The 22,843-nt window shown below is 65.1% G+C and carries 22 protein-coding genes; 10 read left to right on the top strand and 12 right to left on the bottom strand.

Annotated elements, in window-relative coordinates; translation table 11 throughout:
* Window positions 1-76: 76 nt before the first annotated feature.
* Window positions 77-853 (top strand): protein phosphatase CheZ, encoded by a 777-nt coding sequence (locus MTX19_RS07350; protein WP_280983046.1) that lies wholly within the window; start codon window positions 77-79, stop codon window positions 851-853.
* A gap of 390 nt (window positions 854-1,243) precedes the next feature.
* On the opposite strand, the gene MTX19_RS07345 is transcribed toward MTX19_RS07350, so the two are convergent.
* Entirely contained in the window at window positions 1,244-1,762 is a 519-nt protein-coding gene (locus MTX19_RS07345) for a hypothetical protein (protein ID WP_280975819.1), read from the bottom strand.
* 321 nt (window positions 1,763-2,083) lie between these two features.
* Here MTX19_RS07345 and MTX19_RS07340 point away from each other — a divergent pair, with 321 nt between their 5' ends.
* Both MTX19_RS07340 and groL read left to right on the top strand, forming a co-directional pair.
* Window positions 2,084-2,380: a co-chaperone GroES gene (locus MTX19_RS07340; protein WP_280975818.1), complete on the top strand. Its 297-nt coding sequence runs from the start codon at window positions 2,084-2,086 to the stop codon at window positions 2,378-2,380.
* 201 nt (window positions 2,381-2,581) lie between these two features.
* Window positions 2,582-4,225: a chaperonin GroEL gene (groL, locus tag MTX19_RS07335; protein WP_280983045.1), complete on the top strand. Its 1,644-nt coding sequence runs from the start codon at window positions 2,582-2,584 to the stop codon at window positions 4,223-4,225.
* 334 nt (window positions 4,226-4,559) lie between these two features.
* On the opposite strand, the gene MTX19_RS07330 is transcribed toward groL, so the two are convergent.
* Window positions 4,560-4,928, bottom strand: coding sequence for an antibiotic biosynthesis monooxygenase family protein (locus tag MTX19_RS07330; RefSeq protein WP_280983044.1), 369 nt, complete (start codon window positions 4,926-4,928; stop codon window positions 4,560-4,562).
* A gap of 99 nt (window positions 4,929-5,027) precedes the next feature.
* On the opposite strand from MTX19_RS07330, the gene MTX19_RS07325 reads away from it, so the two are divergent.
* From MTX19_RS07325 to MTX19_RS07315, 3 genes are all read left to right on the top strand, one after another.
* Window positions 5,028-5,504, top strand: a complete 477-nt coding sequence (locus MTX19_RS07325; RefSeq protein ID WP_280983042.1) for a MarR family winged helix-turn-helix transcriptional regulator — start codon at window positions 5,028-5,030, stop codon at window positions 5,502-5,504.
* Window positions 5,505-5,635: 131 nt separating this feature from the next.
* Window positions 5,636-6,832: a hypothetical protein gene (locus tag MTX19_RS07320; protein WP_280983041.1), complete on the top strand. Its 1,197-nt coding sequence runs from the start codon at window positions 5,636-5,638 to the stop codon at window positions 6,830-6,832.
* A gap of 357 nt (window positions 6,833-7,189) precedes the next feature.
* Window positions 7,190-7,675 carry an ester cyclase gene (locus tag MTX19_RS07315; protein WP_348638269.1) on the top strand — a complete coding sequence of 162 codons (486 nt, stop codon included), beginning with the start codon at window positions 7,190-7,192 and terminating at the stop codon, window positions 7,673-7,675.
* Between the two features lie 58 nt (window positions 7,676-7,733).
* On the opposite strand, the gene MTX19_RS07310 is transcribed toward MTX19_RS07315, so the two are convergent.
* The 3 genes from MTX19_RS07310 to MTX19_RS07300 form a co-directional block, all read right to left on the bottom strand.
* Window positions 7,734-8,201 carry a PaaI family thioesterase gene (locus MTX19_RS07310; protein ID WP_280983040.1) on the bottom strand — a complete coding sequence of 156 codons (468 nt, stop codon included), beginning with the start codon at window positions 8,199-8,201 and terminating at the stop codon, window positions 7,734-7,736.
* A gap of 19 nt (window positions 8,202-8,220) precedes the next feature.
* The gene (locus MTX19_RS07305; RefSeq protein ID WP_280983039.1) at window positions 8,221-8,799 is read right to left on the bottom strand and encodes an Ada metal-binding domain-containing protein; all 579 of its coding nucleotides are present in this window, start codon (window positions 8,797-8,799) and stop codon (window positions 8,221-8,223) included.
* 101 nt (window positions 8,800-8,900) lie between these two features.
* The gene (locus MTX19_RS07300; RefSeq protein ID WP_280984717.1) at window positions 8,901-9,371 is read right to left on the bottom strand and encodes a GNAT family N-acetyltransferase; all 471 of its coding nucleotides are present in this window, start codon (window positions 9,369-9,371) and stop codon (window positions 8,901-8,903) included.
* A 261-nt stretch (window positions 9,372-9,632) separates the two neighbouring features.
* Between MTX19_RS07300 and MTX19_RS07295 the strand changes: the two genes are divergently transcribed.
* A complete protein-coding gene (locus MTX19_RS07295) occupies window positions 9,633-10,235 on the top strand; it encodes a hypothetical protein (RefSeq protein WP_280983038.1) in 603 nt (200 codons plus the stop codon).
* A 17-nt stretch (window positions 10,236-10,252) separates the two neighbouring features.
* On the opposite strand, the gene MTX19_RS07290 is transcribed toward MTX19_RS07295, so the two are convergent.
* Both MTX19_RS07290 and MTX19_RS07285 read right to left on the bottom strand, forming a co-directional pair.
* Entirely contained in the window at window positions 10,253-10,666 is a 414-nt protein-coding gene (locus MTX19_RS07290) for an META domain-containing protein (RefSeq protein WP_280984716.1), read from the bottom strand.
* Window positions 10,667-10,874: 208 nt separating this feature from the next.
* On the bottom strand, window positions 10,875-12,548 hold the full coding sequence (locus tag MTX19_RS07285) for an L-lactate permease (protein ID WP_280983037.1): 1,674 nt from the start codon (window positions 12,546-12,548) through the stop codon (window positions 10,875-10,877).
* A 306-nt stretch (window positions 12,549-12,854) separates the two neighbouring features.
* Here MTX19_RS07285 and MTX19_RS07280 point away from each other — a divergent pair, with 306 nt between their 5' ends.
* Complete coding sequence (locus MTX19_RS07280; RefSeq protein WP_280983036.1) at window positions 12,855-14,597, top strand: ABC transporter ATP-binding protein/permease; 1,743 nt, start codon at window positions 12,855-12,857, stop codon at window positions 14,595-14,597.
* Window positions 14,598-14,749: 152 nt separating this feature from the next.
* Here the strand turns inward: MTX19_RS07280 and MTX19_RS07275 are convergent, their stop codons facing one another.
* Window positions 14,750-15,745, bottom strand: a complete 996-nt coding sequence (locus tag MTX19_RS07275) for a TorF family putative porin (protein ID WP_280983035.1) — start codon at window positions 15,743-15,745, stop codon at window positions 14,750-14,752.
* A 687-nt stretch (window positions 15,746-16,432) separates the two neighbouring features.
* On the opposite strand from MTX19_RS07275, the gene MTX19_RS07270 reads away from it, so the two are divergent.
* The gene (locus tag MTX19_RS07270) at window positions 16,433-16,840 is read left to right on the top strand and encodes a hypothetical protein (protein ID WP_280983034.1); all 408 of its coding nucleotides are present in this window, start codon (window positions 16,433-16,435) and stop codon (window positions 16,838-16,840) included.
* Between the two features lie 143 nt (window positions 16,841-16,983).
* On the opposite strand, the gene glcF is transcribed toward MTX19_RS07270, so the two are convergent.
* The 3 genes from glcF to MTX19_RS07255 all read right to left on the bottom strand — a co-directional run bounded on the left by glcF (window position 16,984) and on the right by MTX19_RS07255 (window position 20,273).
* Window positions 16,984-18,300 (bottom strand): glycolate oxidase subunit GlcF, encoded by a 1,317-nt coding sequence (glcF, locus tag MTX19_RS07265; RefSeq protein ID WP_280983033.1) that lies wholly within the window; start codon window positions 18,298-18,300, stop codon window positions 16,984-16,986.
* Window positions 18,297-19,550 carry an FAD-binding protein gene (locus MTX19_RS07260; RefSeq protein WP_280983032.1) on the bottom strand — a complete coding sequence of 418 codons (1,254 nt, stop codon included), beginning with the start codon at window positions 19,548-19,550 and terminating at the stop codon, window positions 18,297-18,299. Before MTX19_RS07260 ends, glcF begins: the two co-directional genes overlap by 4 nt.
* Window positions 19,551-19,628: 78 nt before the next feature.
* The gene (locus tag MTX19_RS07255) at window positions 19,629-20,273 is read right to left on the bottom strand and encodes a winged helix-turn-helix domain-containing protein (RefSeq protein WP_280983031.1); all 645 of its coding nucleotides are present in this window, start codon (window positions 20,271-20,273) and stop codon (window positions 19,629-19,631) included.
* Between the two features lie 178 nt (window positions 20,274-20,451).
* Here MTX19_RS07255 and MTX19_RS07250 point away from each other — a divergent pair, with 178 nt between their 5' ends.
* Window positions 20,452-20,937 carry an antibiotic biosynthesis monooxygenase family protein gene (locus MTX19_RS07250; protein ID WP_280983030.1) on the top strand — a complete coding sequence of 162 codons (486 nt, stop codon included), beginning with the start codon at window positions 20,452-20,454 and terminating at the stop codon, window positions 20,935-20,937.
* A 393-nt stretch (window positions 20,938-21,330) separates the two neighbouring features.
* Here MTX19_RS07250 and MTX19_RS07245 read toward each other — a convergent pair whose 3' ends face one another.
* Window positions 21,331-22,824 (bottom strand): FAD-linked oxidase C-terminal domain-containing protein, encoded by a 1,494-nt coding sequence (locus MTX19_RS07245; protein WP_280975800.1) that lies wholly within the window; start codon window positions 22,822-22,824, stop codon window positions 21,331-21,333.
* Window positions 22,825-22,843: the final 19 nt, after the last annotated feature.

Here is a 22,843-nt window from a genome sequence, read left to right as displayed (position 1 = left end):
AACTATTCCCGCGTGAACCTCACGTTAAATCGGCTCCGTCTAGAACGGGTGCACTACAAGGGGCGGGAATGAAATCATGTCGGTGAAGCGCAAGCGTTTTCGTGTCGAACAGGCCATGATGGGCGACGTGGCAATGCCGGAGCCAGGGACTGCCGGAGGCGCCGATATCGGCCCGATGCATCGCGAGATCATGGACGAGCTGCGCTCGATCCGCGCGCAGATGGCCGCGCCGCGCGCGACTGCCAATGAAACCGCCGAAGCGATCGTGGCGCGCGAAGTCGCGGAAGCACATGCGCTGCTCGAGACCTATCGCGCCCAGGTCGAACAGTGCGAGAAGCTCAAGGTCGAGCTCGACCTGATCCATGACGCGATCAGCCGCACCAAGCGCGAGATCGCCGTGCTGCACGGCAAGAGCTTCAACGGCGAGGAGATGGCCAAGGTCAATGGCGAGCTCGGCGCCGTCGTCGGCGGCACCGAACAGGCCACCCAGCAGATCCTCGAGGCCACCGAGGCGATCGACCAGGCCGCGACCGTGCTGTCGAAGAATATCACGCCTGATCAGCAGAAGCGGCTCAGCGAGGATATCCAAGAGCGTGTGGTCTCGATCTTCGAGGCCTGCAACTTCCAGGACCTCACCGGCCAGCGCATCAGCAAGGTGATGCAGACGATGAAGTTCATCGAGCAGCACATCAACGAGATGATGAACATCTGGGGCGGCGTCGACGCCATCAAGGCGCACGTGCCGCCGATCGTCGACACCCGCGAGGGCGACGCCCGCCTGCTCAACGGCCCCAAGCTCGACGGCGACGCCGGTCACGCCTCGCAGGACGACATCGACGCGCTGTTCAATTGAGGTCAAGTCGGACACAAAAGCAAAAACGCCGGCACGAAGGCCGGCGTTTTTTTGAGCGGTGGTCTATCCGCCCGTCATTGCGAGCCAACGGGTCGCGCGAATGCGCGCCCGATGACAGGCTCCGCGAAGCAATCCATCCCTCCGCAAACGCGGTAGCATGGATTGCTTCGTCGCTTCGCTCCTCGTAATGACGGCTCCTTCTTTCTCCTTTTGTGGGAGAAGGTGGCGCGCAGCGCCGGCTGAGGGTCTCTCTCCGCGAGTCTCTGTGAATCTGAGCGCGCGGAGAGAAACCCCTCACCCGGATCGCATCTCCGATGCGATCCGGCCTCTCCCGCAAGGGGAGAGGCGAACCGTCAGCGCGGCCCCAGACGAGCAGGAATTCAGCCGCCGTTACGCCCTCGGCGCGCAGCGGACATAGACCATGTTGCCGTAGCGGGTGGCGGCGTCCTTGTCGACGAAGCGGGTGATCATGACGCGGCCGTCGAAGGAGATGATCTCGCGGTCCAGCTCGCCGGGCGTCGGGCCGGGCGGGCCGATATAGTTCTTGCCGCTCGGGGACCCCTTCAGCCGCAGCTCCTGCGGGGTGGCCTGGTCGGCCAGATGCATGATGACGCCGCCATTCTGGCCGGCGCCGATCACGTAGGGCTGCTTGCACTGGGCGCGCGCGGCGGCCTCGGTGCGGGCGCGGTCGGCAGGATTCTGGTACGAGGCGAGGCCCCAGCGGCCGACGATCTCGTCGGCCCGGATCGACGCCGGCATCTCCGGAGCCATGCCCGGTTCGGTGGGCGCGGGCGCGGGGTTCGACGACAGCGACGGCAGGCTCATGTTGCCGCATGCCCCCAGGGTTATCGTCAGCGCCGAGACAGCCGCGAGCCGTGCGACCAATCGCGCGTTGAGTGACCTGATCATTTGTATCCCCCGAACTATGTCCCAGCCGCACCCGGTCCTGCAGCCAAGCGTAAAACTTAAGATGGAGCAATGACGTCCGACGAAATTACGGCATCGTTGCGATTTGGTTTCCGTATCACCATCCTATATTGGCCTCACCAAGGCCTTAACCCCGGTTTGCTTGACAGAAGCAGCGCCAGGCCATATTTCCCGGCGCGCAATTAGCACTCTAGCACCATGATTGCTAAATGGGTCGGGCCTCCTGCCCGGCTCCGACCGGACCGGCATCCAACGCCGGTCTCGATGAACCGGACCTGAAACCAGCCTCCAAGAGGGAACGTCATGGCTAAATCCAAATTCCGCCCGCTGCACGACCGTGTCGTGGTCAAGCGAATCGATGCCGAGGAGAAGTCCAAGGGCGGCATCATCATTCCGGACACGGCCAAGGAAAAGCCTTCCCAGGGCGAAGTCGTCGCCGTCGGCCCGGGCGGCCGCGACGAGGCCGGCAAGCTGATTCCGATCGACCTCAAGGCCGGCGACCGCGTGCTGTTCGGCAAATGGTCGGGCACCGAGGTCAAGATCGACGGCGAGGAACTCCTGATCATGAAGGAGTCCGACGTCATGGGCGTCCTGGTCTGACGCTGTGAACTCCGAGGGTTGCCGCGCCCTCCGCTGTCATGCCCGGGCGAAAGCGCGAAGCGTGTCTTCGCGCCAGATGACCCGGGCATCCATCAAGCTGCGGAAGAGTCTTCGGACAGGTGATGGATTGCCGGGTCAAGCCCGGCAATGACGAGCAAAAAGAGCGGCGAACATTTCACAGAGATTGAGGAGTTCAAAGATATGGCTGCCAAGGACGTAAAATTCGCCGGAGACGCCCGCGAGCGCATGCTGCGCGGCGTGGACGTGCTCGCCAATGCCGTGAAGGTGACGCTCGGCCCGAAGGGGCGCAACGTCGTGATCGAGAAGAGCTTCGGCGCGCCGCGCATCACCAAGGACGGCGTCACCGTCGCCAAGGAGATCGAGCTCGAGGACAAGTTCGAGAACATGGGCGCGCAGATGCTGCGCGAGGTCGCTTCCAAGACCAACGACACCGCCGGTGACGGCACCACCACCGCGACCGTGCTGGCGCAGGCGATCGTCCGCGAGGGCGGCAAGTCGGTCGCTGCCGGCATGAACCCGATGGACCTCAAGCGCGGCATCGACATCGCGGTCGGCGCGGTGGTCAAGGACCTCGAGAAGCGCGCCAAGCCGGTCGCCTCCTCCTCGGAAGTCGCCCAGGTCGGCACCATCTCGGCCAATGGCGACGCCGCGATCGGCAAGATGATCGCGCAGGCGATGCAGAAGGTCGGCAACGAGGGCGTGATCACGGTCGAGGAGAACAAGTCGCTCGAGACCGAGGTCGACATCGTCGAGGGCATGAAGTTCGATCGCGGCTACCTGTCGCCCTACTTCATCACCAATGCCGAGAAGATGACCGCCGAGCTCGAGGACGCCTACATCCTCCTGCACGAAAAGAAGCTGTCCGGCCTGCAAGCGATGCTGCCGGTGCTGGAAGCCGTGGTGCAGTCCGGCCGTCCGCTGCTGATCGTCGCCGAGGATGTCGAGGGCGAGGCGCTGGCGACGCTGGTGGTCAACCGCCTGCGCGGCGGGCTCAAGGTCGCCGCCGTCAAGGCGCCGGGCTTCGGCGATCGCCGCAAGGCGATGCTGGAGGACATCGCGGTCCTGACCGGCGGTCAGCTGATCTCCGATGAGCTCGGCATGAAGCTCGAAAGCGTCACGGTGAACATGCTCGGCCGCGCCGGCAAGGTCGTGATCGACAAGGAGAACACCACGATCGTCAAGGGCGCCGGCAAGAAGAAGGACATCGACGCCCGCGTCACGCAGATCAAGGCGCAGATCGAGGAGACCACCTCGGACTACGACCGCGAGAAGTTGCAGGAGCGTCTGGCCAAGCTCGCCGGCGGCGTCGCTGTCATCAAGGTCGGCGGCGCGACCGAGATCGAGGTCAAGGAGAAGAAGGACCGTGTCGAGGACGCGCTGAACGCGACCCGCGCCGCGGTGCAGGAAGGCATCGTGCCCGGCGGCGGCGTGGCGCTGCTGCGCGCCAAGAAGGCGGTCGGCCGTCTCACCAACGACAATGCCGACGTCCAGGCCGGCATCAACATCGTGCTCAAGGCGCTGGAAGCTCCGGTCCGCCAGATCTCGGAGAACGCCGGCGTCGAGGGCTCGATCGTGGTCGGCAAGATCCTCGAGAACAAGTCGGAGACCTTCGGCTTCGACGCCCAGACCGAGGACTATGTCGACATGGTCGACAAGGGCATCATCGACCCCGCCAAGGTGGTGCGCACCGCGCTGCAGGACGCCTCTTCCGTGGCGGGCCTGCTGGTGACCACCGAGGCCATGGTCGCCGAACTGCCGAAGGACGCGGCGCCGGCGATGCCGGGCGGCGGCATGGGTGGAATGGGCGGCATGGGCGGCTTCTGAGCCCCAACCGCACATCCGCATCGAGATCGAAGGCCGCCTCCGGGCGGCCTTCTTTTTTGGCGAGAGCTGAAGCCTGATGAGATTGGGTTGAGCTGGCGCGGCAGCCGAGGTTCACCTCTCCCTTTGGGAGAGGCATAGGCCGCCTTCGGCGGCCGTCCTTAAGAGAACGCCGAAGCGCTGCTTCGGCTATGGCGTAGCGCCGGGCGAGGGGTTACGGTCCCTCGTTAGAGCCGTGGCCCCCTCACCCGATTTGCTGCGCAAATCGACCTCTCCCCGTCGGGGAGAGGTAAACCGAATCTGTGGCCGCCCGGCTTCGATCCACATTCATCGCGAGCTACGCGACGCAGACGCCGGGTATCGCGACCTTCTGGAACAGATGCGGGGACGCAACGGCCGAGGCCGGATAGGCCGAGAGCTTTGCCCTGAATTCCGGGTTCGCGAACGCCGCCCGGAAGGCAGCGGTGGATTCCCACACCGCGTAATTCAGATAGGCCGGGCTCTCGCCGACCGCGCGGTGAAGCTGGGTCGAGATGAAGCCCGGCTGCCGCTTCATGATGGCGGCGTCGTCCTGCCAGGCCTTGAGGAAGGTATCCTCGTCGGCCTTGTCGAGCGTGAAGAGGTTCACGAGCACGACTGACGTGGCATCGACGGCGAGTTGGCGTTCGATCGGGAATGCAGGATCCAGTGGGCGCATTTGCGACATGGCGACGCTCCATCCAATATGGTTCTATGATGTCATTCCGATATGATGCATACATGATCATATTGACATTATGATGTCAATATACCCTTATGGTGACAAATGCCGCAGACCAAGCGAAGCCCGGCCGGCGAAGCCCTGACCAACCTCATTCCCGACCTGTTCAGGCTCAACAGCCTGCTGTTCACAGCCGGCGACCGGATGGTGGCGCGGCTCGGGCTGACCAGCGCCCGCTGGCAGATCCTCGGCGCAATCATGGTCGCCGAGCGGTCGCAGCCGGTCGCATGGCTCGCCCGCGATCTCGGCGCCAACCGGCAGAACGTGCAGCGGATCGTCAACGACCTGGAACGGGATGGGCTCGTCGCATTCGAGACCAACCCGCATCACCGCCGGGCGCAACTCGTCGTCCTCACCGACAAGGGACGCCAGGCCTTCGACGCGGCCATGCGCTTGCAGCTTCCCTGGGTGAACGCTCTCGCCGACGGGCTTACGGTGAGGGATATCGAAGCCACAAGCCGTGTCATGAGCGCATTGCGCGCGAAGCTGGAGAACAATGAGAGCTCCAGGGAGCGCGCCTGACGCCAAAGGCGCACTTCACATCATCAGGAATTCGAACCATGGCCGCCTCCGGGTGGCCTTCTTTTTTGGCCAATAACACAGAGGTTTGCTAGTTACGACGGAACCGATTCTGCCCTCCGAGGACTCTTCGTATGCGCGCGCTCCCGCTCCTGCTGCTCGGTCTTGTCGCCGCTTCGGCGCCCGCTATTGCCCAGATGAAGCTGCAACCCAGGGCGGGGACCGGCGGACCCGAGACGCGCTATTTCACCGCGATCGACGGCCTGATGGACGGCAATGCCGACGTCATCCTCAAGGAGACCCGCCAAGGCAAGACCGTCACCGCGGCCGTGCTCGACGTCTGCTATCCCGCCCAAAAGGGCTCCGATCGCAAGGACCGCTTCATCGCCAATCTCACCGTCAACGGCCAGACCCTCTCCGGCAGCACGCAGAGCGTGGTCGACAAGCAACCGGTTGCCGTCAAGCTGAGCCGCAAACAGACCGGTGACACATTCGAGTTCCGCGGCCAGATCACGGTCGGCCAAAACGTGACCGAGGTCGCCTCGTCGGACAACTCCGATCTCAGCGAGAGGGAATTCCAGGACAACCAGGCGACTGATGACGCCATCACGGCGCAGCCGAAGGATTTCACCGACGTCTCGCCGGAATCGGTCGGCGTGCGGGTGAAGCTCGAATCCGCGGGGGAATTCCTCAAGAACCTGAAGGGCGAGGCTGTCGAGATCAGCACCTCGAGCCTCGCGGTGACCTGCGACGCGATGCGCGCCGGCGAGCAGACCATCAACCTCACCGTCGATCCCGAGCACGCGGCAGCGCTGCTCGCCAAGGCGAAGTCCGCGCCCGGCGTGACCGCGGCAGGCTGGACCAGCGGCGTGATCGAGATGGACCGCACCATCCGCTTCCCCGCCCCCGACTGGCGTGACGGCGACAAGATCAACCGGGACAAGATCGCGACCGCGATCTCCAGCGTGCTGGCAAAAACCCTGTCGGCCAAGCCGGCGTCCGCGTCATGGAACGCCAACACCGGCAAGCTGAAGCTGATCCTGAAGCGGCCGAGCCCGATCTACCCTTCGCTCGGCCTCACCGAGAATCTCGAGATCACCGCGCTGGTCTCGCCCGAGAAGCCCGGCAGCTCCGACCGGCTGATCCTCTGGGTTTCGAGCCCCGTGACCTCGACCACGGACGACAGCGCCGGCGCGAAGCTGAACCTGACCGAAGACACCGGCAGCGACGAGGAGGGCGGCGAACCGAAGGACGACAACGGTTCGATCGACGCCCTGATCAAGGAGTTCAAGGGCCAGCGCTGGGATGCCGACAAGTCGGTGTGGAGGTGAGCCCGGCGTCGGTTTGGCGACGATGCTGCCCTCTTCCCTATCCGATCGCTGTTGTTGTGAAGCGACGTCCGGCCTGGACTGAAGCATTCGGTCGCCTCTGATCAACAGCTCCTTGCATCGAAGTTGCACGATTGCGTGGCGCAGATCGGCGAACCACCCGATTTCAGATCGAACGACGATGTTCGGCACGCGACGCCAAGCGGCGCAGCAGCAACGCGAAATCTCATCTCGACATCACTTCGCGCCTCATCCGGAATCGGGTGGTGGGAGGCACGTCTCCGAATGCTTACTGCGCGCATCGAAACCGCAGGGGTCGCGATGATCGCGACACCGGCAAGCGCGAATGGAGACGTTGCGATGTCAGAGGACAACAAGAGCGTGGTGGCCCGATGGTTCAAGGAGTTTTGGGGAAATCCCTGGAACCCGCGAATCGTCGACGAGCTCGCCACCGCCGACATTGTCGTGCACTACCCGATGCACGAGCCGAAGCGAGGACGTGCGGAGGTCCTGAACTTCATGACGGAGTTTCGCGAAGCCTTTCCCGATCTCAACTTCTGGGGCGTCGGCGATCTTATTGCAGACGGCGACTACGTGGTGGGCCGATGGGAAGGCGGCGGCACGCATACGGGCCCGGCGTTCAGCGACTTTCGCCTGGGCTCGATCCCTGCGGCCTCGGGACGCAAGATGAGATTCGCCGGCACGACGGTGCTGCGTCTGCAGCAAGGAAGGATCGCCGAGGAACTGGGACAGGAGGATGCGCTGAGCGCGATGCTTCAGCTCGGTCTTATTCGCCTGCCCGAACCCGACAGCGCCGCGACGCCGCCCGGCGGCACGTTACGGTAGAGTTCAGCGGCCAGCGCTGCGCCGGCATATCGACGACATCGCCGGCGCAGCGGCCCGGTCAGGACGGGAAGATCAGGCAGGTCGTGGTGCCGTGCGCGAGCAAACGCCCCCTGCCGTCGGTCACCCTGCCTTCGGCGGTGCCGACGCGGCGGCCGCAGTTGAGAACCTGCCCTTCCGCCCGGATCGGGCCGGTGTCCGACGTGATCGGGCGGACCAACGAAATCTTGAATTCAAGTGTGGTCTGGCTGATCCCGGCGTCGAGCGTCGACTGGACCGCGAGCCCCATGCAACTGTCGAGCAGCGTGGCCGTGAGGCCGCCATGCACTGTCCCCGCCGGATTGAGATGCGCGTCGGTCGGGACCAGCGTGACGACGACGCGGCCCTTCTCGGCTTCCGCAACGTCATAGCCCAGCGTCCCCGCGATCGTGTTGAGCGGCAATGCGCCGCTGGCCAGCCCCTGCACGAATTCGAGCCCGCTCATCTGCTTCTTTCGTTCCGCACTGACGGTGCCGTAGGTCTTGGCCATTGCTGATCTCCATCTGAGTTTACAGCGGGGTGAGGTTCGGTGATCGCCTCCGTCGCAACGCCGAGGGAGGCCGTCCATAGAGCCTGGTGAAGGCGGCGTTCATGCGCCGGGCGCTGGAAAAGCCGGCGCGCTGAGCGACCAGACGGATCGGAATATCGCTGCCGTCGATCAGGCGCTTGGCGCGCTGCACGCGGAGCGACAGCGCGACCTGCAGCGGCGAGGCATCGAGATGCTCGGCGAACAGACGCGACAGATGCCGCGCGCCGACGCCGAGCCGATCGGCCAGCGCTTCGACAGTGCCGCGGTCGAGCGCCCCCTGCTCGATAAGCGTCAGCGCGCGCTCGACGGTCGTCCTGGTGCCTTTCCAGGCCGGGCAAAACGGCGCCGCCTCCGGGCGGCATCGTAGGCAGGGCCGGAAACCGGCACGCTCCGCCGATGCGGCGCTGCCGTAGAACGTCACATTGCGCGCCAGCGGCGTGCGCACGCGGCAGACGGGGCGGCAATACACGCCGGTGGTCTTCACCGCGACGAACACGATGCCGTCCCACGCGGGATCGCGGCGTTGAAAGGCTTCATACTGTCCGGCGAAATCGAGCATGTCACCGCTATAGCGGCCGCCTGCCGCAGTGACGACCCGCTTCCCGGAGACGACGTCCGGAATCGACCGCTGCGCGGCAAGTCGTCACGGGGCGCCCGCGATCAAGGCCGGAGGCGCTTGGTCATGAACAGGCTGAGCGGATCGGCCGCATAGCTGCCGAACGGAGGACATTCGCGGTAGCCGGAGGCGCGATAGAGCCCGATCGCCTCCGGCTGCCGGATCCCCGTCTCCAGGCTGATGCGGTCGACGTGCTGCCGGCGGGCGGCGTCCTCGAGGGCTTCGAGCAGGCGCCGGCCGAGCCCGGCTCCCCTCGCCTCGGCGCGCACGAACATCCGCTTCATCTCGGCATGACCAGGTGCGATGATGCGGAAGGCGATCGATCCGAGCACCTCCCTGCCGCTGCGCGCGACGAGGAATACCGCGCCGGGCGCGGCAAGCGCATCGGCGTCGACGAGATGATTGCTCTCGGCCGGATAGAGCGCCTGCATGGCGGCGTCCGACAGGGCGATCAGCCGCCGGACCTCCGGCTGCCTTGGGTCTTCAGGGGAGATCGTGATCTCGGGCGTGCGCATCTCGGGCATGGTCCATGCGGCGCACGATCAGGATCGGCGCAACGGGACAACATGTCGCAACTGTCGGCCGTCACAACAGCTCCGTCAATCTACGGGGGCCGCGCATTCGCTCATGGTTTGCCGCAGTTCGGTCACCAAGCATTAAGGCTCGATTCAGTTTCGAGGATCATCATTGCGCAGCCGAACACAGGTCACGCCATGCAAGACCGCGCGCCGAGTCCCCCCGGAAGCATCTGGCCAACAGATCTGGCTGACGGTCGGTTGCCGGAGCGGTCGGCAGACCTGTGGGATGTCTCCGGCGAGAATCACGATGCCGCCCTGCTGCTGCGCGAGCCCTATCGCGATCGCATCCGCATCGTCACTGCCGCGGCGGTGGTGGTGGCGGCAACCTTCGCACTGGGATGGGCCGGCGGCGTGAGCTGGCACGAGCTTGCAGGCACCTCCCACGTTGGCCCGACGGCTCGGCGGGAAATCTCCCCGCCCCACGTCGCGGAACTCAGGCCGAGAAGCGAAGGCCCGCGGCGATCCGTCGCAACATCAGAGCCATCGGTCACCGGCAGCATCCCAAAGACCAATTCACGCCTGCCGGCACTCGCGGCTGTACCCACCACCGTGAACACGCCCCCCGTGGCGCTGGCGATGAAGCAGCCGCTCGCGCCGGCGCCGGAAACGCGGCCGACCACCATCCCCGGATGGTCGGTGATCGAGGTCCGCGACGGGACGGCTGTTCTCGAAGGCCCCGAGGGCGTACGGATGGCCGCCCGCGGCGATGTCATTCCCGGGCTCGGGCGGGTCGATTCCATCGTGCGCTGGGGCAACCGCTGGATCGTCGCCACCGCAAGCGGATTGATCGCGACGCCGTAAGCGCGCGAGGCGGCATCTCAATTGGTGTTGATCTGGAAGCGCAGCTGCCTGCTGCCGATCAGCGTGACGAAATCGCCCTGCCGCCGCCACGTCGTCGCTTCCTTGAGCGCAGCGAGCAGATCGCCGTCGGCCTGGGCCCGGTCCGGCGGGCAGGTGCGATTTTCCATCGCGCCGGGGACGAAGATGATGGTGTTGCCGGCGATCGAGAACTGGCCCTTGCCGCCGTCGCACCAGAGCTCGAGCGACACTTCGCCGTTGTCGCCGACCTCGATCGAGGGAATCCGCTTCGAGCCCGGCATGCGCGCGGCGTCCAGCGTCATCACGAAGCCGAACGGAAATTCCCCCTGCGCTCTGGCCGGGATCGCGCTTAACACCGTGCTTGCCAGCACCGGCAGCGCAACGCCCCGCAACATTCGTCCGACTGACATCATGCCATTCCCTGTCATCGCGCGCTCGCATTCGAGCCTTGTTCAGCCGCGCCGGTTCCGATCTTCGCCGTTCGGCGGGCGTCATGGTCCAACGCGCGCCCTTGTATTGGACGCCCATGCGCTTGGCCAGATTGCCTGCGATGGAAAATGCCCCTGAAAAGCAAAACCGCGCGGGCTTTTCGCCCGCGGGGTTTCGTGTCGGCGATGGCGCCTATTTCAGAACCAGCTCGGTGAAGGGATACACATAGGCCTGCAAGGTCACGAACAGGCCGACCAAGCAGGCCAGCACGATCGAGTGCAGGAACACGTAGCGCAGGATCGAGCCTTCGTGGCCGTACCAGTTGGTCGCGGTTGAGGCGACCACGATCGATTGCGCGTCGATCATCTTGCCCATCACGCCGCCCGACGAGTTCGCCGCCGCCATCAGCACCGGCGACAGGCCGAGTTGCTGGGAGGTGATCTTCTGCAGATTGCCGAACAGGATGTTGGAGGCGGTATCCGATCCGGTCAGCGCCACGCCCAACCAGCCGAGCAGCGTGCCGAAGAAGGGATAGAGCACGCCGGTCGCGGCGAAGGCGAGACCGAGCGTGGCGTCGACACCGGAGAGCCGGGTCAGCGTGCCGATCGCCAGCATCGCCGAGATCGTGATCAGCGAGATCGCGCACAGCCTGATCGTGCGGCCATATTCCTTGACGAGACCGACCGGCGAGACGCCCATCAGGAGCCCGGAAATGATCGCGGCGATCAGCATGCCCGTGCCGGTAAACGACAGGTAGGTGAACGCAAAGACAGCGCCCTCGGGCGTCGGCTTCGCCGCCACCGGCGGCACCTTGTTGATCATGTTGTGCAGATCGGGAACGGCGTAGTTCCAGGTGAAGATGGAATTCGCCCAGGTCTTGAACGCGCCGTTGCCCCAGATCAGCATCAGGATGCAGACGATGATCCACGGCAACAATGCGCTCCACAGCTCGCCCTGCGTCAGCGGCGTCTTGTCGAGCGGCTTCGCCGCCACCATCGTCGCCGCCGATTCATCGTGGCCGCGCAGCGCCGGTGACAGCCAGAGCTTCTTGGGCTGCCAGACCCTGAGGAACAGGATCAGACTGCCCATCGAGATCAGCGAGGCGCCGATGTCGACGATCCAGGGATTGATGTAGTTCGAGATCACATATTGCGGGACCGCAAACGTCACGCCGGTGACGAGGATGGCCGGCCACACCTGCATCATGCCGCGCCAGCCCGCGAACGCGCACACCACCCAGAACGGCACGATCAGCGAGAACAGCGGCAATTGCCTGCCGACCATGGCGCCGAGGATGTAGGGATCAAGCCCGGTCACCGAAGCGAGGCCCTGGATCGGCGTGCCGAGCGCGCCATAGGCGACCGGCGCGGTGTTGGCGATCAGCGACAGGCCGGAGGCCGCGAGCGGCGAGAAGCCGAGACCGATCAGCACCGCGCCGGTGATCGCAACGGGCGTGCCGAACCCCGAGGCGCCCTCGAAGAAGGCGCCGAAGGAGAACGCGATCAGCAGCAGTTGCAGGCGGCGATCCTCGGTGACGCCGCCGATGGCGCGCTTCAGGAGCTCGAACTTCCCGCACCGCACGGTGACCTGATAGAGGAAGATGACGTTGAGCACGATCCAGCCGATCGGGAAGAAGCCCGAGACCACGCCAAGCAGCGAGGCGCGGATCGACATCCCGGCCGGCATCGTGAAGATGAAGATCGCGATCAGATTGGTCACGATCACGGCGATGATGGCCGCGATATGCGCCTTTACCCGGCCGCTGGCGATCAGGACCAGCAGCGTGACCACGGGAACAGCCGCCGCGATCGTCGACAGCGCCGCATTCCCCAGCGGATTGTAGATTTGATTCCAGGTGCCGTTCATCTCGGGATCCCCCCACGGTTTTATGCGGCGCGCCGCCTGCGTGAGACGGGTGCACCGGGCGCGACCGCGGGAGTTCGTCTGAAATGCTTGAGCCCCGGCTCGCGAATGAACGATCGGTAAGGATCGCTCACATCCTCGCGAAAAACTGAAGGTCCCCCGCCCCTCGCCGTTGCGAGCATGCTAGAGTTGACTCGAACGATGGGACAAGCCGACGCTTGCATGCCAGTTCTACGACTTTCGTCTGAAACCTTCCGATTGTCCCGATTTTTCAGGCCTTTGCGGCCCATCTCCCGGAGACGATAATCTGTGAACAACATTCGCTCGACGCTCGCGTCCGTGTGGCGCATCGCTGCGCCCTATTTCAGTTCCGAGGACAAGTGGGCCGGCCGGGTGCTGCTTGGAGCGGTCATCACGATTGAGCTGCTGCTCGTCGGAAACGACGTGCTGGTCAACCAGTGGCGCAATCGCTTTTACAACGCGCTGCAGAACAAGGACTGGGACACCTTTAAGCGCGAGATGCTGGTGTTCTGCGCGCTGGCCACGGTCTCGGTCGTCCTCGGTGTCTACCAGCTCTATCTGAACCAGTGGCTGCAGATCCGCTGGCGCAACTGGATGACCGGCAAATATCTCCGCGACTGGGTGCACGACGCCAATCACTACCGCATGCAGCTCGCGGGCGACGCGGCCGACAACCCCGACCAGCGCATCACCGACGACGTCAAGCTGTTCGTCGCCCAGACGCTGGCGATCGGCGTCGGACTGCTGAGCTCGATCGTCTCGCTCGCCTCCTTCGTGGTGATCCTTTGGGGGCTGTCGGAAGTGCTGCCGCTATTGCTGTTCGGCAGCGATTTCTCATTTCCGGGGTACCTGGTCTGGGGCGCGGTGGTCTACGCCATCTTCGGCACGCTGCTGACGCAGTGGATCGGCTCGCCGCTGGTCAACCTCGACTTCCACCAGCAGCGCCTGGAAGCGGATTTCCGCTTCAACCTGGTGCGCGTCCGCGAAAACTCCGAACAGATCGCACTGCTCAAGGGCGAGGGCGCCGAGCGCGAGCGCCTGTCGGAGCGGTTCGGCCGCGTCGTCTCCAACTGGTATGGCATCATGAGCCGGACCAAGCGGCTTACCGCCTTCACGCAATCCTACGCACAGGCGTCGGTGGTATTTCCGTTCGCGCTTGCAGGCCCGGCCTATTTCGTCAACAAGACGGTCCAGCTCGGTGCCTTGATCCAGATCGCCGAAGCCTTCGGCAAGGTGCAGGACGCGCTTTCGTTCTTCGTGTCGGCCTACCGCACCATGGCCGAATGGCGCGCGGTGATCGCCCGTCTCGACGGCTTCGAGGGCTCGATCGCAAGCGCCGACAAGCTGGCCGCCGATCCCGCCTCGATTCACGCCAGGCCCGCCTCCGGCCGCGAGATCGCGCTGCCGCAGCTCCTGGTCAAGCTTCCGAACGGCGCGCCACTGGTTTCGGTCGACCATGTCAGCTTCCGCCCGGGCGAGCGCACGCTCGTCACCGGCCCGTCCGGCGCCGGCAAGTCGACGCTGTTTCGCGCGGTGGCCGGCATCTGGCCGTTCGGCAACGGCGCCATCGAAATCCCGGCCAATGCCCGGCTGATGATGCTGCCGCAGCGCCCGTATCTGCCGATCGGATCACTGCATGACGCGGTCGTCTATCCGGGCGAAGCCGCACAGTTCGATGCGGCGCGGGTCCGCGAAGTCCTCATCGCGGTCGGACTGCCGCAGCTCGCCGCGCGCCTTAACGAGGAGGCGCACTGGAACCGGATGTTGTCGCTCGGCGAGCAGCAGCGGCTCGGCATCGCGCGGGCGCTGCTGCACGCACCGCAATTCCTGTTCCTGGACGAGGCGACCGCCTCGCTCGACGAGCCGTCGGAAGCCGCGCTCTACAAACTCATCGCCGAAAAGCTGCCGGCGACCACCGTCGTCTCGATCGGCCACCGCTCGACGCTGGACGCGTTCCATCAGCGCAATATCGCGCTGGTCCGCGACGGCGACCGCTTCACGCTGCGCGAGGCCGTCAAGGTCGCGGTGTGAGAAGGGTCGGCCGGTGCGCTGTCGCGGACTTCGACTGCCGCGACGATGCCGGGCAGCGATGCACTGATTGCGGCCGGCGGGCGGAGCCCCCTCCTGTAAAAGCAAAAAGGGCGGCGGATTGCTCCGCCGCCCTTTCGTCTCCGCAAGAGGGATTACTTCAGGTTGGACGCCGCCGTCAGGTCGACCGAAAGCTTGGCGATGCCGGCTGCGCCGCACCAGTTGGAGCCGAGGCCGGACGGGTTGATCGGGGTGACGTTGGTGGTTCCGCCAGCGGTGAAGTCGCTGGTGAAGGCGTTGCAGTCACCCTTCGACATGTCGGTGTCGGAATAGCGCAGGTCGAGCGTAAACACCTTGTAGGTGAAGCCGATACCGATATTCCAGGTATTGTAATCGGCATATTTGATGCCGTTCGGGAACGCCGGGACGCCGTAGAAGCTGTCGGACGTGCCAAGCCACTGCCGGCCGAACTCACCCGACACATACATGCCGACGCCGCTGGAGCCGAAGATGGTGCTGGGCGCGGTGTACTTGCCGATGATCGAAGAGTAGTTGCCCCAGGCGCCGGTGTTGAGGAAGTTCGGCGAGTAGTACTCGTTCAGGGTGAACGCCCAGTTGTCGTTGATGGTGTAGGTGACCTTGCCGTAGACTTCGAAGAAGCTGACATCCTTCTTCATCACGTTCAGATTGGTCAGGGTGTTGGCTTGGCAGTCCGCGCTCAGCGGATTGCCTGCGAAGTCTGTCAGTGCACCGCCGCCATAATAGCAGGTGCCGCCCGGATACAGGTAACCCCAGACACCGATGTCGAAGGCGAAGGCGCCGAAGGTCGGGCGGATACCGCCGTAGACGTCGACCTCCGCCGCAGCGCGGTTGGCGAAGGAGATGCTCTCGCCGGACACGCCGACATAGAGCTGCAGGTCCTTGGTGACGTTGTAGCGCGGCTCGAAATAGGCGGAGACCGACGGCTTGTGGTTGGACTGGGTGACGCCGCGGAAGATGTAGTCGCTCGAGAGCGAGCTGCCGAAGGCGACGTCCCAGGGCTCGAACGGAGCCGGCGGCGGTGCCTTGACGGCCTTCACGGCCATATCAGCTGCCAAAGCCGAGCTCGAAACCATTGCTAGCGCCGTTGCTAACAAAGCCAATTTCTTCATGACGATCCCCATATACTTTCCGAACAGCCCAGCTCCAATGGCCCCCCAGGGCGAGCGATAAGCGACTGGAACCAAATCGCGTGAGTTCAATCTGAAACGCGTGCTTATGCCGGAGAAGCAAAAAAGACATGCATGTGCCGCCTTTTTAGGCGTTCTGACCACTCCAGCGAATCTTGCTCGGCGCGTGTTGCATTTGCACCACAAGCCGAATGGCTCGCGCCCCGGTTGAGCGACGGAGGCTGCGATAGGCGAGCGGAATGCGAGCCGGGCGACGAATCGCCGGGTACGCAAGAGGACGGCATCGCGATCGCGACATGAAAAGAGCCGCAGCGGCAGACCGCTGCGGCTCTCCAATCCATCCAGTTGCGTACCCCGCTCGGGCTCGCTTCGGCTAGCGCGTGATGAGATTAGGTCGAACTGGAGCGGCAACGAAGGTTCACCTCTCCCTCGGGAGCGGCATAGGCCGCCTTCGGCGGCCGCCCTTAAAGAGAACGCCGAAGCGCTGCTCCGGCTATGGCGTAGCGCCGGGTGAGGGGATCAGGGTCTCCCGTTAAAGCCGCGGCCCCTCACCCAATTTGCTACGCAAATCGACCTCTCCCCGCCGGGGAGAGGTGAACCGCGTCTGTGACCGAACCGATTCGATCCTAACTCATCTCGCTCTAGTGGTGCTCGCCTCCGTCGGGGGCGGTGCCGGCGACCCAGCCAGGCGCCGACTCATGGCTCGGCGAGGCCCAGCTCGGGGCCGGCTGCGGCTCGGGCGCGGGCGCGGGAGGCGCGGCGACCGGCGCCGGCTTCGGTGCGGCGGCTTTCTTCGGCGCGCTCTTCTTGGCGACTTTCTTTGGCGCGGCCTTCTTGGGAGCTGCCTTCTTGGCAGCGGCTCTCTTCGAAGCCTTCTTGGCGGCTTTCTTCGCCGACTTCTTTGCAGCCTTCTTGGCGGCCTTCTTCACCGATTTCCTGGCGGACTTCTTCGCAGTTTTCCTCTTCGCCGCTACAGCCTTCTTGGCCTTTTTGGCCTTCTTGCTTTTCTTCGCCTTCTTCGATTTCGCCATCGTGGTCCTCCTGTTGCCGCTGATGAAGGGCCGCCGCGCGCAGTGAAATGGCCGCTTGCCGGAACGGGAGCACGGCTTGCAGGAAGCACCGGCCCGTTCGCTTGTCGGGCATGGTCCTGTCGGAGCGCCGGTCTTAACGCTGCGCCAACGCAGAGCTCCAGGTCCGGATCATGCTCGAGTGGCAGTCGATCAGTTCAATCCTGGCCGGGGACCTCCTGTCGCCCAATCGAGAAGCTCAATCGTGTGCACCACAGGAACTGACGTACCGCCGGCAATCTGAACCATGCAGCCAATATTGCCCGCAGCGATCATGTCCGGTTTGACCATCGCAATATTGGCGACCTTGCGATCGCGCAATCTGCTCGCAATGTCGGGCTGGAGAATGTTGTAGGTCCCCGCCGAACCGCAACACAAATGGCTCTCGGGGACATCTTTCACCACGAATCCATTCTTGGAAAGCAATTCTTTCGGAAGTTGAGTGATTTTCTGCCCATGCTGCAGCGAACAGGCCGAGTGATAGGCGACGGTGACGTCGCCTTTTTGCGTCGTGGGCGCGAGCTCGATGCCGGCAAGATACTCGGTGATATCCTTTGCCAGTGCGGAGATTCGCGCAGCAGGACCGGCGAACGCGCGGTCCTCGCGCAGCAGATAGCCATAATCCTTGATGACCGTGCCGCAGCCCGAGGTCGTGACCAGGATGGCGTCGAGCCCGCTCTGGTCCGCTTCCCTTTGCCACACCGTGATGTTGGCGCGCGCACGCGCCAGCGCGTCCTCGTCCTGCCCCATGTGATGGGTGAGCGCGCCGCAGCATTGCTCGTCCTTGACCAGCACCACCTCGATGCCGTGCCGGGTCAGCACGTTGATCGCGGCCTGGTTGATCCGCGGCGCCAGCACCTGCTGGGCGCAGCCCTGAAGCAGTGCCACCCGGCCGCGCCGCCGGCCGACCGGCGCGAACACGGTTCCCGCTGGCGGCCCCGGCTGCGGCAGGCCACGCGGCGCGAGCGCCAGCATCGCCGTGATCCGCCGCAGCAGGCCTGGGGACGACGCGCCGACCGATGGGGTGGGCAACAGCGCGGTCAAGGGCCGGACAAGCCCGGCCAGGATCATGCTGATCCGGAACACGCCCGGGCGCGGCAGCACGAAGGCCAGCACCGACCGCAACAGCCGCTCGGCCAACGGCCGCGTATAATCGCGCTCGATCCTGACCCGGGCCTGGTCGACCAGGTGCATGTAGTTCACCCCCGACGGGCAGGTGGTCATGCAGGCGAGGCACGACAGGCAGCGGTCGATATGCTTGACCACATCGGGAGTCGGCGGCTTGTCCTTCTCCAGCATCTCCTTGATCAGGTAGATGCGGCCACGCGGGCTATCGAGCTCGTCGCCCAGCAGCACATAGGTCGGGCAGGTCGCAGTGCAGAAGCCGCAATGCACACAGGCGCGCAGGATCTTGTCCGCTTCCTTGATGTCGGGGTCGGCGAGTTGCGTCAGCGAGAATTCGGTCTTCATGCAGCCCCTCCTCGCCTCATCCGGCCGCGGTTGAGGATGGACTTCGGGTCAAAGCTGTTGCGCACCCGTTCGCCGAGCGCGGCAAGGCCCTCGGCCTGCGGCTGGAACACATCGACGCTGCGGCGCACCGCCTCGTCGGCACGGATCAGGGTGGCGTGTCCGCCGGCCGCCTCGACCTGGCTGCGTACGAGGGCAGCCTGTGCGTCGGGCCGCGTATTTTCCTTGGGCGGCACCGCGAGCCAGATCAGTCCGCCGCCCCAGTCGTAGATCACGTCGCCACCGCTGGCGCGCGCCAGCGCCTGGCCGAGGGTGCCACCCGAAGCTGGCGGGCAAACGATCCGCCAGACCGGCCACGCCCCGAGCGCGCCATTCGCCGCAAACGGCGCCACGTCGCGTAAGGCGGCCCAGACCGCGAGCGAGGCGGCGTCGTCTTCGAGCTGGTCGACCATCCCATGGGAGGACAGTGTCTGGCTCAGCGAGGCCGTCCGGTGCGCCACCGACGCCGCGATGCCCTCGAGCCGGACCAGCGTCACCGCCTGCCCGGCGGCGGCGAGCCCTGCGAGCGGCCCCGTTCCGGCCCGGAACGCCTGATACGGCAGGTGCGCCGCACCCGAGACGTCGAATGGCGAGCCGAGCGCCGCCGTCATCGCCTTGTTGGCGGCGACATCGTCGAGCCCGCGGAGCACGAGCGTGTGCTCGGTTTCCGGCTTCGGCATCACCTTCAGCGTCACCTCGGTCATCACCGCAAGCGTGCCCCAGGAACCGGTAAGCAGCTTGCAGAGGTCGTAGCCGGTGACGTTCTTCACCACCCGTCCGCCGGTCTTGAAGCTATCGCCGAACCCCGACACCGCATGCGCGCCGAGCAGATGGTCCCGCGCGCCGCCGGCCTTGATGCGGCGGGGACCGGCCAGCCCCACGCCGATCATGCCGCCGATGGTGCCGGCCTGCGGCGTTCCGAGCAGCACGGACGTATCCATCGGCTCGAAGGCGAATTGCTGGTTCTTGGCGTCGATCAGCGACTGCACGTCGGCAAGCGGCGCGCCGGCCTGAACGGTGATGATCAGCTCGTTCGGCTCATAGGAGGTGACGGCGTTCAGCGCCGACAGGTCGAGCACGGCATTGGTCGCCATCGGATGGCCAATGGCGCGCTTGGAGCCATGGCCGATGATCTCGAGCGGCTGCTCGCTCGCGATCGCCGCGCGCACCACTTCTTCGACGTCTTTGGCGTCTTTTACTTTGAGCGTGTCCACGGCGTTAGCGGGTAGCCAAATTTGGCTCCGAAATCAAATGCGCGCTCCGAACAGCGTCCTGAATGCCGCGAGCCCGGTCTAGGTGATCTCGACCGATCGGCCCCGCGGCTGGCGGCGGATCCAGTCCCGCTGGAACGCCAGCTCGGCGAGCGCGGCCCCCGCCCGTCCGGCCAGGTGCGGACGCCGCTCGCTCCAGTCGAGACAGGGCCGGCACAACACCCGCCGGCGGCGGGGCTGCGAAGGCAGGTCGATGCCGAGCCCCCCGAGAAAGGCCATGCCTGCGGCGCTCAGTTCGCCGGCCTCCCGGTCCAGCTCGAGATAGCCCCGTTCCAGCATCGCCTCGGTGACGGCGACGCCGAGTTCGCCGGCAAGGTGGTCGTAACAGGTCCGGGCCCGCCGCATCTGCGCGTCGATCCGGGGCTGCGGCCGGGACGGATGGGGATCAATTGCGGCGACCGTCATCATGCCTTCGAGCATCTGCGCGACCAGCGGGGTGGCGATCCCGTAGAGCCGGCGCGGACCGTGCCGCTCGACCTTGAGCAGCGCGCGCTCGACCAGTCTCGCCAGATGCCAGCTCGCGGTCTGCGGCGTGACGCCGGCAACCCGCGCCAGCTCGCTCGCGGTCTGCGCGCCCACATCCATCAGCCGCGTCAGGATGCCGGCGCGCCCGGGATCAGCGATCGATGCGGCGAGATCGGCAAGCTCTGGCGCGATGGTCTGCATGGCCGGCTCCGGCGGTTGGCAACCACGACGCTTATCGCACCACAGCCCACCGTAACGCTTCGATCATGATCGAAATGTTCACGACATCGACAATTCGACCATTGCCGAACTGAATGTGCCGGCAAGTCGACTATGTCCCGCGTTGCGGTTCGGCACCGCAAGACAGTTGGAGACGATCATGACGCGTTCGGAAATCGCGACCACCACGGTGAGGTTCACCCGACGATCCGCCATCGGCGCGCTCGCGGCGACCATGGCGATCGCCAACGTCTCGCCCTGGGCCGTCTCGCAATCTCGATCGGAGCAACGCAACGGAGGAATGCAGATGAAGCACTATGCGATGAGCACGCGGACCATTAGCGACGCCATCAATACCGGCGGCCTGCTGGTGGTGGCGGAGTGGGAGGCAAGGGACGGACAGGCCGACAAGGTCGCCGAGATCCTCGACCGCTTCCTGCCCGAGGCGCAGCGAGATCCCGGCGCCAAGCTGTTCCTGATCGGCCGCGGCAAGGACAATCCGGCGCAATTCCTGTTCTACGAATTGTTTCAGGACGAAGCGGCCCTGAAGGCGCATCAGGACAGTGACTACTTCAAGACTTACATCGCGGGGCAAGCGCTGCCCCTGCTCGCGAAACGGGAGCGCGCCCAATACGTCCTGATCTGAGCGGCGCAGGCGGCGATCGCCATCATCGCCGGAAACCGACCGCGCGGCGGGTGGGGAATCTCTCCACAGTGTGACTCGTGGCGATAGCCCCATCCCAAGCCTCGCCCGCAAGCGCAGGGCTATCGCATATGCCGGTTATGCTGCGCGTTCAATGCCTGTGGTTTGGTTGGTCTACCCACAAACTCGTCATGCCCGGGCTTGTCCCGGGCATCCACGTCTTTGGTTTTCCACGTGAAGGAAGACTTGGATGGCCGGGACAAGCCTGGACAAGCCCGGCCATGACGACGCGGAAACGTCAGCACCAGAGTGCGCGCAGGTCATATGCGATTGCCCTGCCTTGCGGGGAGTGAGCGCAGCCTTCGCGGCTGCCATTCGACGTACTCGCACGATCTTCTAGAACCGCGGAATGTCCGGAAACGCCAGCTTGCCGCCGTGGACATGGACGCGGCCGAGTTCGGCGCAGCGATGCAGGGTGGGAAACACCTTGCCGGGGTTGAGCAGGCCCTGGGCGTCGAAGGCGCATTTCAGGCGCTGCTGCTGGTTGAGGTCGATGTCGGAGAACATCTCCGGCATCAGATCACGCTTCTCGATGCCGACGCCGTGCTCGCCGGTGAGCACGCCACCGAGCTCGACGCAGCAGCGCAGGATGTCGGCGCCGAACGCCTCCGCCCGCTCGATCTCGCCGGCCTTGTTGGCATCGTAAAGGATCAAGGGATGCAGATTGCCGTCGCCGGCGTGGAACACGTTGGCGACGCCGAGCTGGTACTTCTCGGAGAGCTCGCGGATCCGCGCCAGCGCCTTCGGCAGCGCACCGCGCGGAATCGTGCCGTCCATGCAGAGATAGTCCGGCGAGATGCGCCCGACCGCGGGAAATGCCGCCTTCCTTCCGGCCCAGAACAGATTGCGCTCGGCCTCGGAGGTCGAGATCTGGCAAGACGTCGAACCGCAGCCCTGCGCAATCGACTCCACCCGCTTGATCAGCTCGTCGACCTCGATCGACGGACCGTCGAGCTCGATGATCAAGAGAGCCTCGACGTCGAGCGGATAGCCGGCATGGACGAAGGCCTCCGCGGCGTGGATCGCCGGCTTGTCCATCATCTCCATGCCGCCCGGAATGATGCCGGCGCCGATGATCCGCGCAACGCATTCGCCGGCCGCCTCGACCTCGGCGAAGCCGACCATCAAAGCGCGCGCCGTCTCCGGCTTCTGCAGGATGCGCACCGTGATCTCGGTGATGACGCCGAGCAGCCCTTCCGAGCCGGTGATGATGCCCATCAGGTCGTAGCCGGAATTCTCCGCCGATTTGCCGCCGATGCGCAGGATCTCGCCGTTCATCAGCACGATCTCGCAGCCCAGCACATTGTTGGTGGTCATGCCGTATTTCAGGCAGTGCACGCCGCCGGAATTCTCGGCGACGTTGCCGCCGATCGAGCAGGCGATCTGCGACGACGGATCGGGCGCGTAATAGAAGCCGGCATGGGCGACCGCCTGGCTGATCGCGAGATTGGTGACGCCGGGCTCAGTGACGACCACGCGGTTGTCAAAATCGATCTCGCGGATGCGCTTGAACTTACCAAGGCCCAGCAGCACGGCATCGGCCAGCGGCAGCGCGCCGCCGGACAGCGACGTGCCGGAGCCGCGCGGCACCACCTTGATGCCTTGCGCGTGACAATATTTGAGGACGCGCGCGACCTGCTCGGTGGTATCGGGCAACACCACGACCATCGGCGGCTGCCGGTAGGCGGTCAGCCCGTCCGATTCATAGACCAGCATTTCGGCGGCGTTGTCGATCACGCCCTCGCCCGAGACGATTGCGCGCAGCGCCGCCGCGATTTCAGCGCGGCGATCAAGGATGGCCTGGTCGGCGGCCGGCATCATGATGGACATCGGGATTCCTCCGGGCTTC

The sequence above is a fragment of the Bradyrhizobium sp. ISRA464 genome, from assembly GCF_029910095.1.
Taxonomy (GTDB): Bacteria; Pseudomonadota; Alphaproteobacteria; order Rhizobiales; family Xanthobacteraceae; genus Bradyrhizobium.
Note: the sequence above shows the minus strand (reverse complement) of the source record. Positions and strands in the feature narration are given on the sequence as shown.

Excerpts from the sequence above, each read along its gene's own strand:
- glcF (WP_280983033.1), bottom strand. The coding sequence starts at position 18,300 with ATGAAGACCGAATTCTCGCTGACGCAACTCGCCGACCCCGACATCAAG.
- groL (WP_280983045.1), top strand. The coding sequence starts at position 2,582 with ATGGCTGCCAAGGACGTAAAATTCGCCGGAGACGCCCGCGAGCGCATG.
- MTX19_RS07310 (WP_280983040.1), bottom strand. The coding sequence starts at position 8,201 with ATGGCCAAGACCTACGGCACCGTCAGTGCGGAACGAAAGAAGCAGATG.
- MTX19_RS07345 (WP_280975819.1), bottom strand. The coding sequence starts at position 1,762 with ATGATCAGGTCACTCAACGCGCGATTGGTCGCACGGCTCGCGGCTGTC.
- MTX19_RS07330 (WP_280983044.1), bottom strand. The coding sequence starts at position 4,928 with ATGTCGCAAATGCGCCCACTGGATCCTGCATTCCCGATCGAACGCCAA.
- MTX19_RS07350 (WP_280983046.1), top strand. The coding sequence starts at position 77 with ATGTCGGTGAAGCGCAAGCGTTTTCGTGTCGAACAGGCCATGATGGGC.
- MTX19_RS07300 (WP_280984717.1), bottom strand. The coding sequence starts at position 9,371 with ATGCGCACGCCCGAGATCACGATCTCCCCTGAAGACCCAAGGCAGCCG.
- MTX19_RS07245 (WP_280975800.1), bottom strand. The coding sequence starts at position 22,824 with ATGTCCATCATGATGCCGGCCGCCGACCAGGCCATCCTTGATCGCCGC.
- MTX19_RS07290 (WP_280984716.1), bottom strand. The coding sequence starts at position 10,666 with ATGATGTCAGTCGGACGAATGTTGCGGGGCGTTGCGCTGCCGGTGCTG.
- MTX19_RS07255 (WP_280983031.1), bottom strand. The coding sequence starts at position 20,273 with ATGCAGACCATCGCGCCAGAGCTTGCCGATCTCGCCGCATCGATCGCT.
- MTX19_RS07250 (WP_280983030.1), top strand. The coding sequence starts at position 20,452 with ATGACGCGTTCGGAAATCGCGACCACCACGGTGAGGTTCACCCGACGA.
- MTX19_RS07340 (WP_280975818.1), top strand. The coding sequence starts at position 2,084 with ATGGCTAAATCCAAATTCCGCCCGCTGCACGACCGTGTCGTGGTCAAG.
- MTX19_RS07315 (WP_348638269.1), top strand. The coding sequence starts at position 7,190 with ATGTCAGAGGACAACAAGAGCGTGGTGGCCCGATGGTTCAAGGAGTTT.
- MTX19_RS07325 (WP_280983042.1), top strand. The coding sequence starts at position 5,028 with ATGCCGCAGACCAAGCGAAGCCCGGCCGGCGAAGCCCTGACCAACCTC.
- MTX19_RS07320 (WP_280983041.1), top strand. The coding sequence starts at position 5,636 with ATGCGCGCGCTCCCGCTCCTGCTGCTCGGTCTTGTCGCCGCTTCGGCG.
- MTX19_RS07275 (WP_280983035.1), bottom strand. The coding sequence starts at position 15,745 with ATGAAGAAATTGGCTTTGTTAGCAACGGCGCTAGCAATGGTTTCGAGC.
- MTX19_RS07305 (WP_280983039.1), bottom strand. The coding sequence starts at position 8,799 with ATGCTCGATTTCGCCGGACAGTATGAAGCCTTTCAACGCCGCGATCCC.
- MTX19_RS07285 (WP_280983037.1), bottom strand. The coding sequence starts at position 12,548 with ATGAACGGCACCTGGAATCAAATCTACAATCCGCTGGGGAATGCGGCG.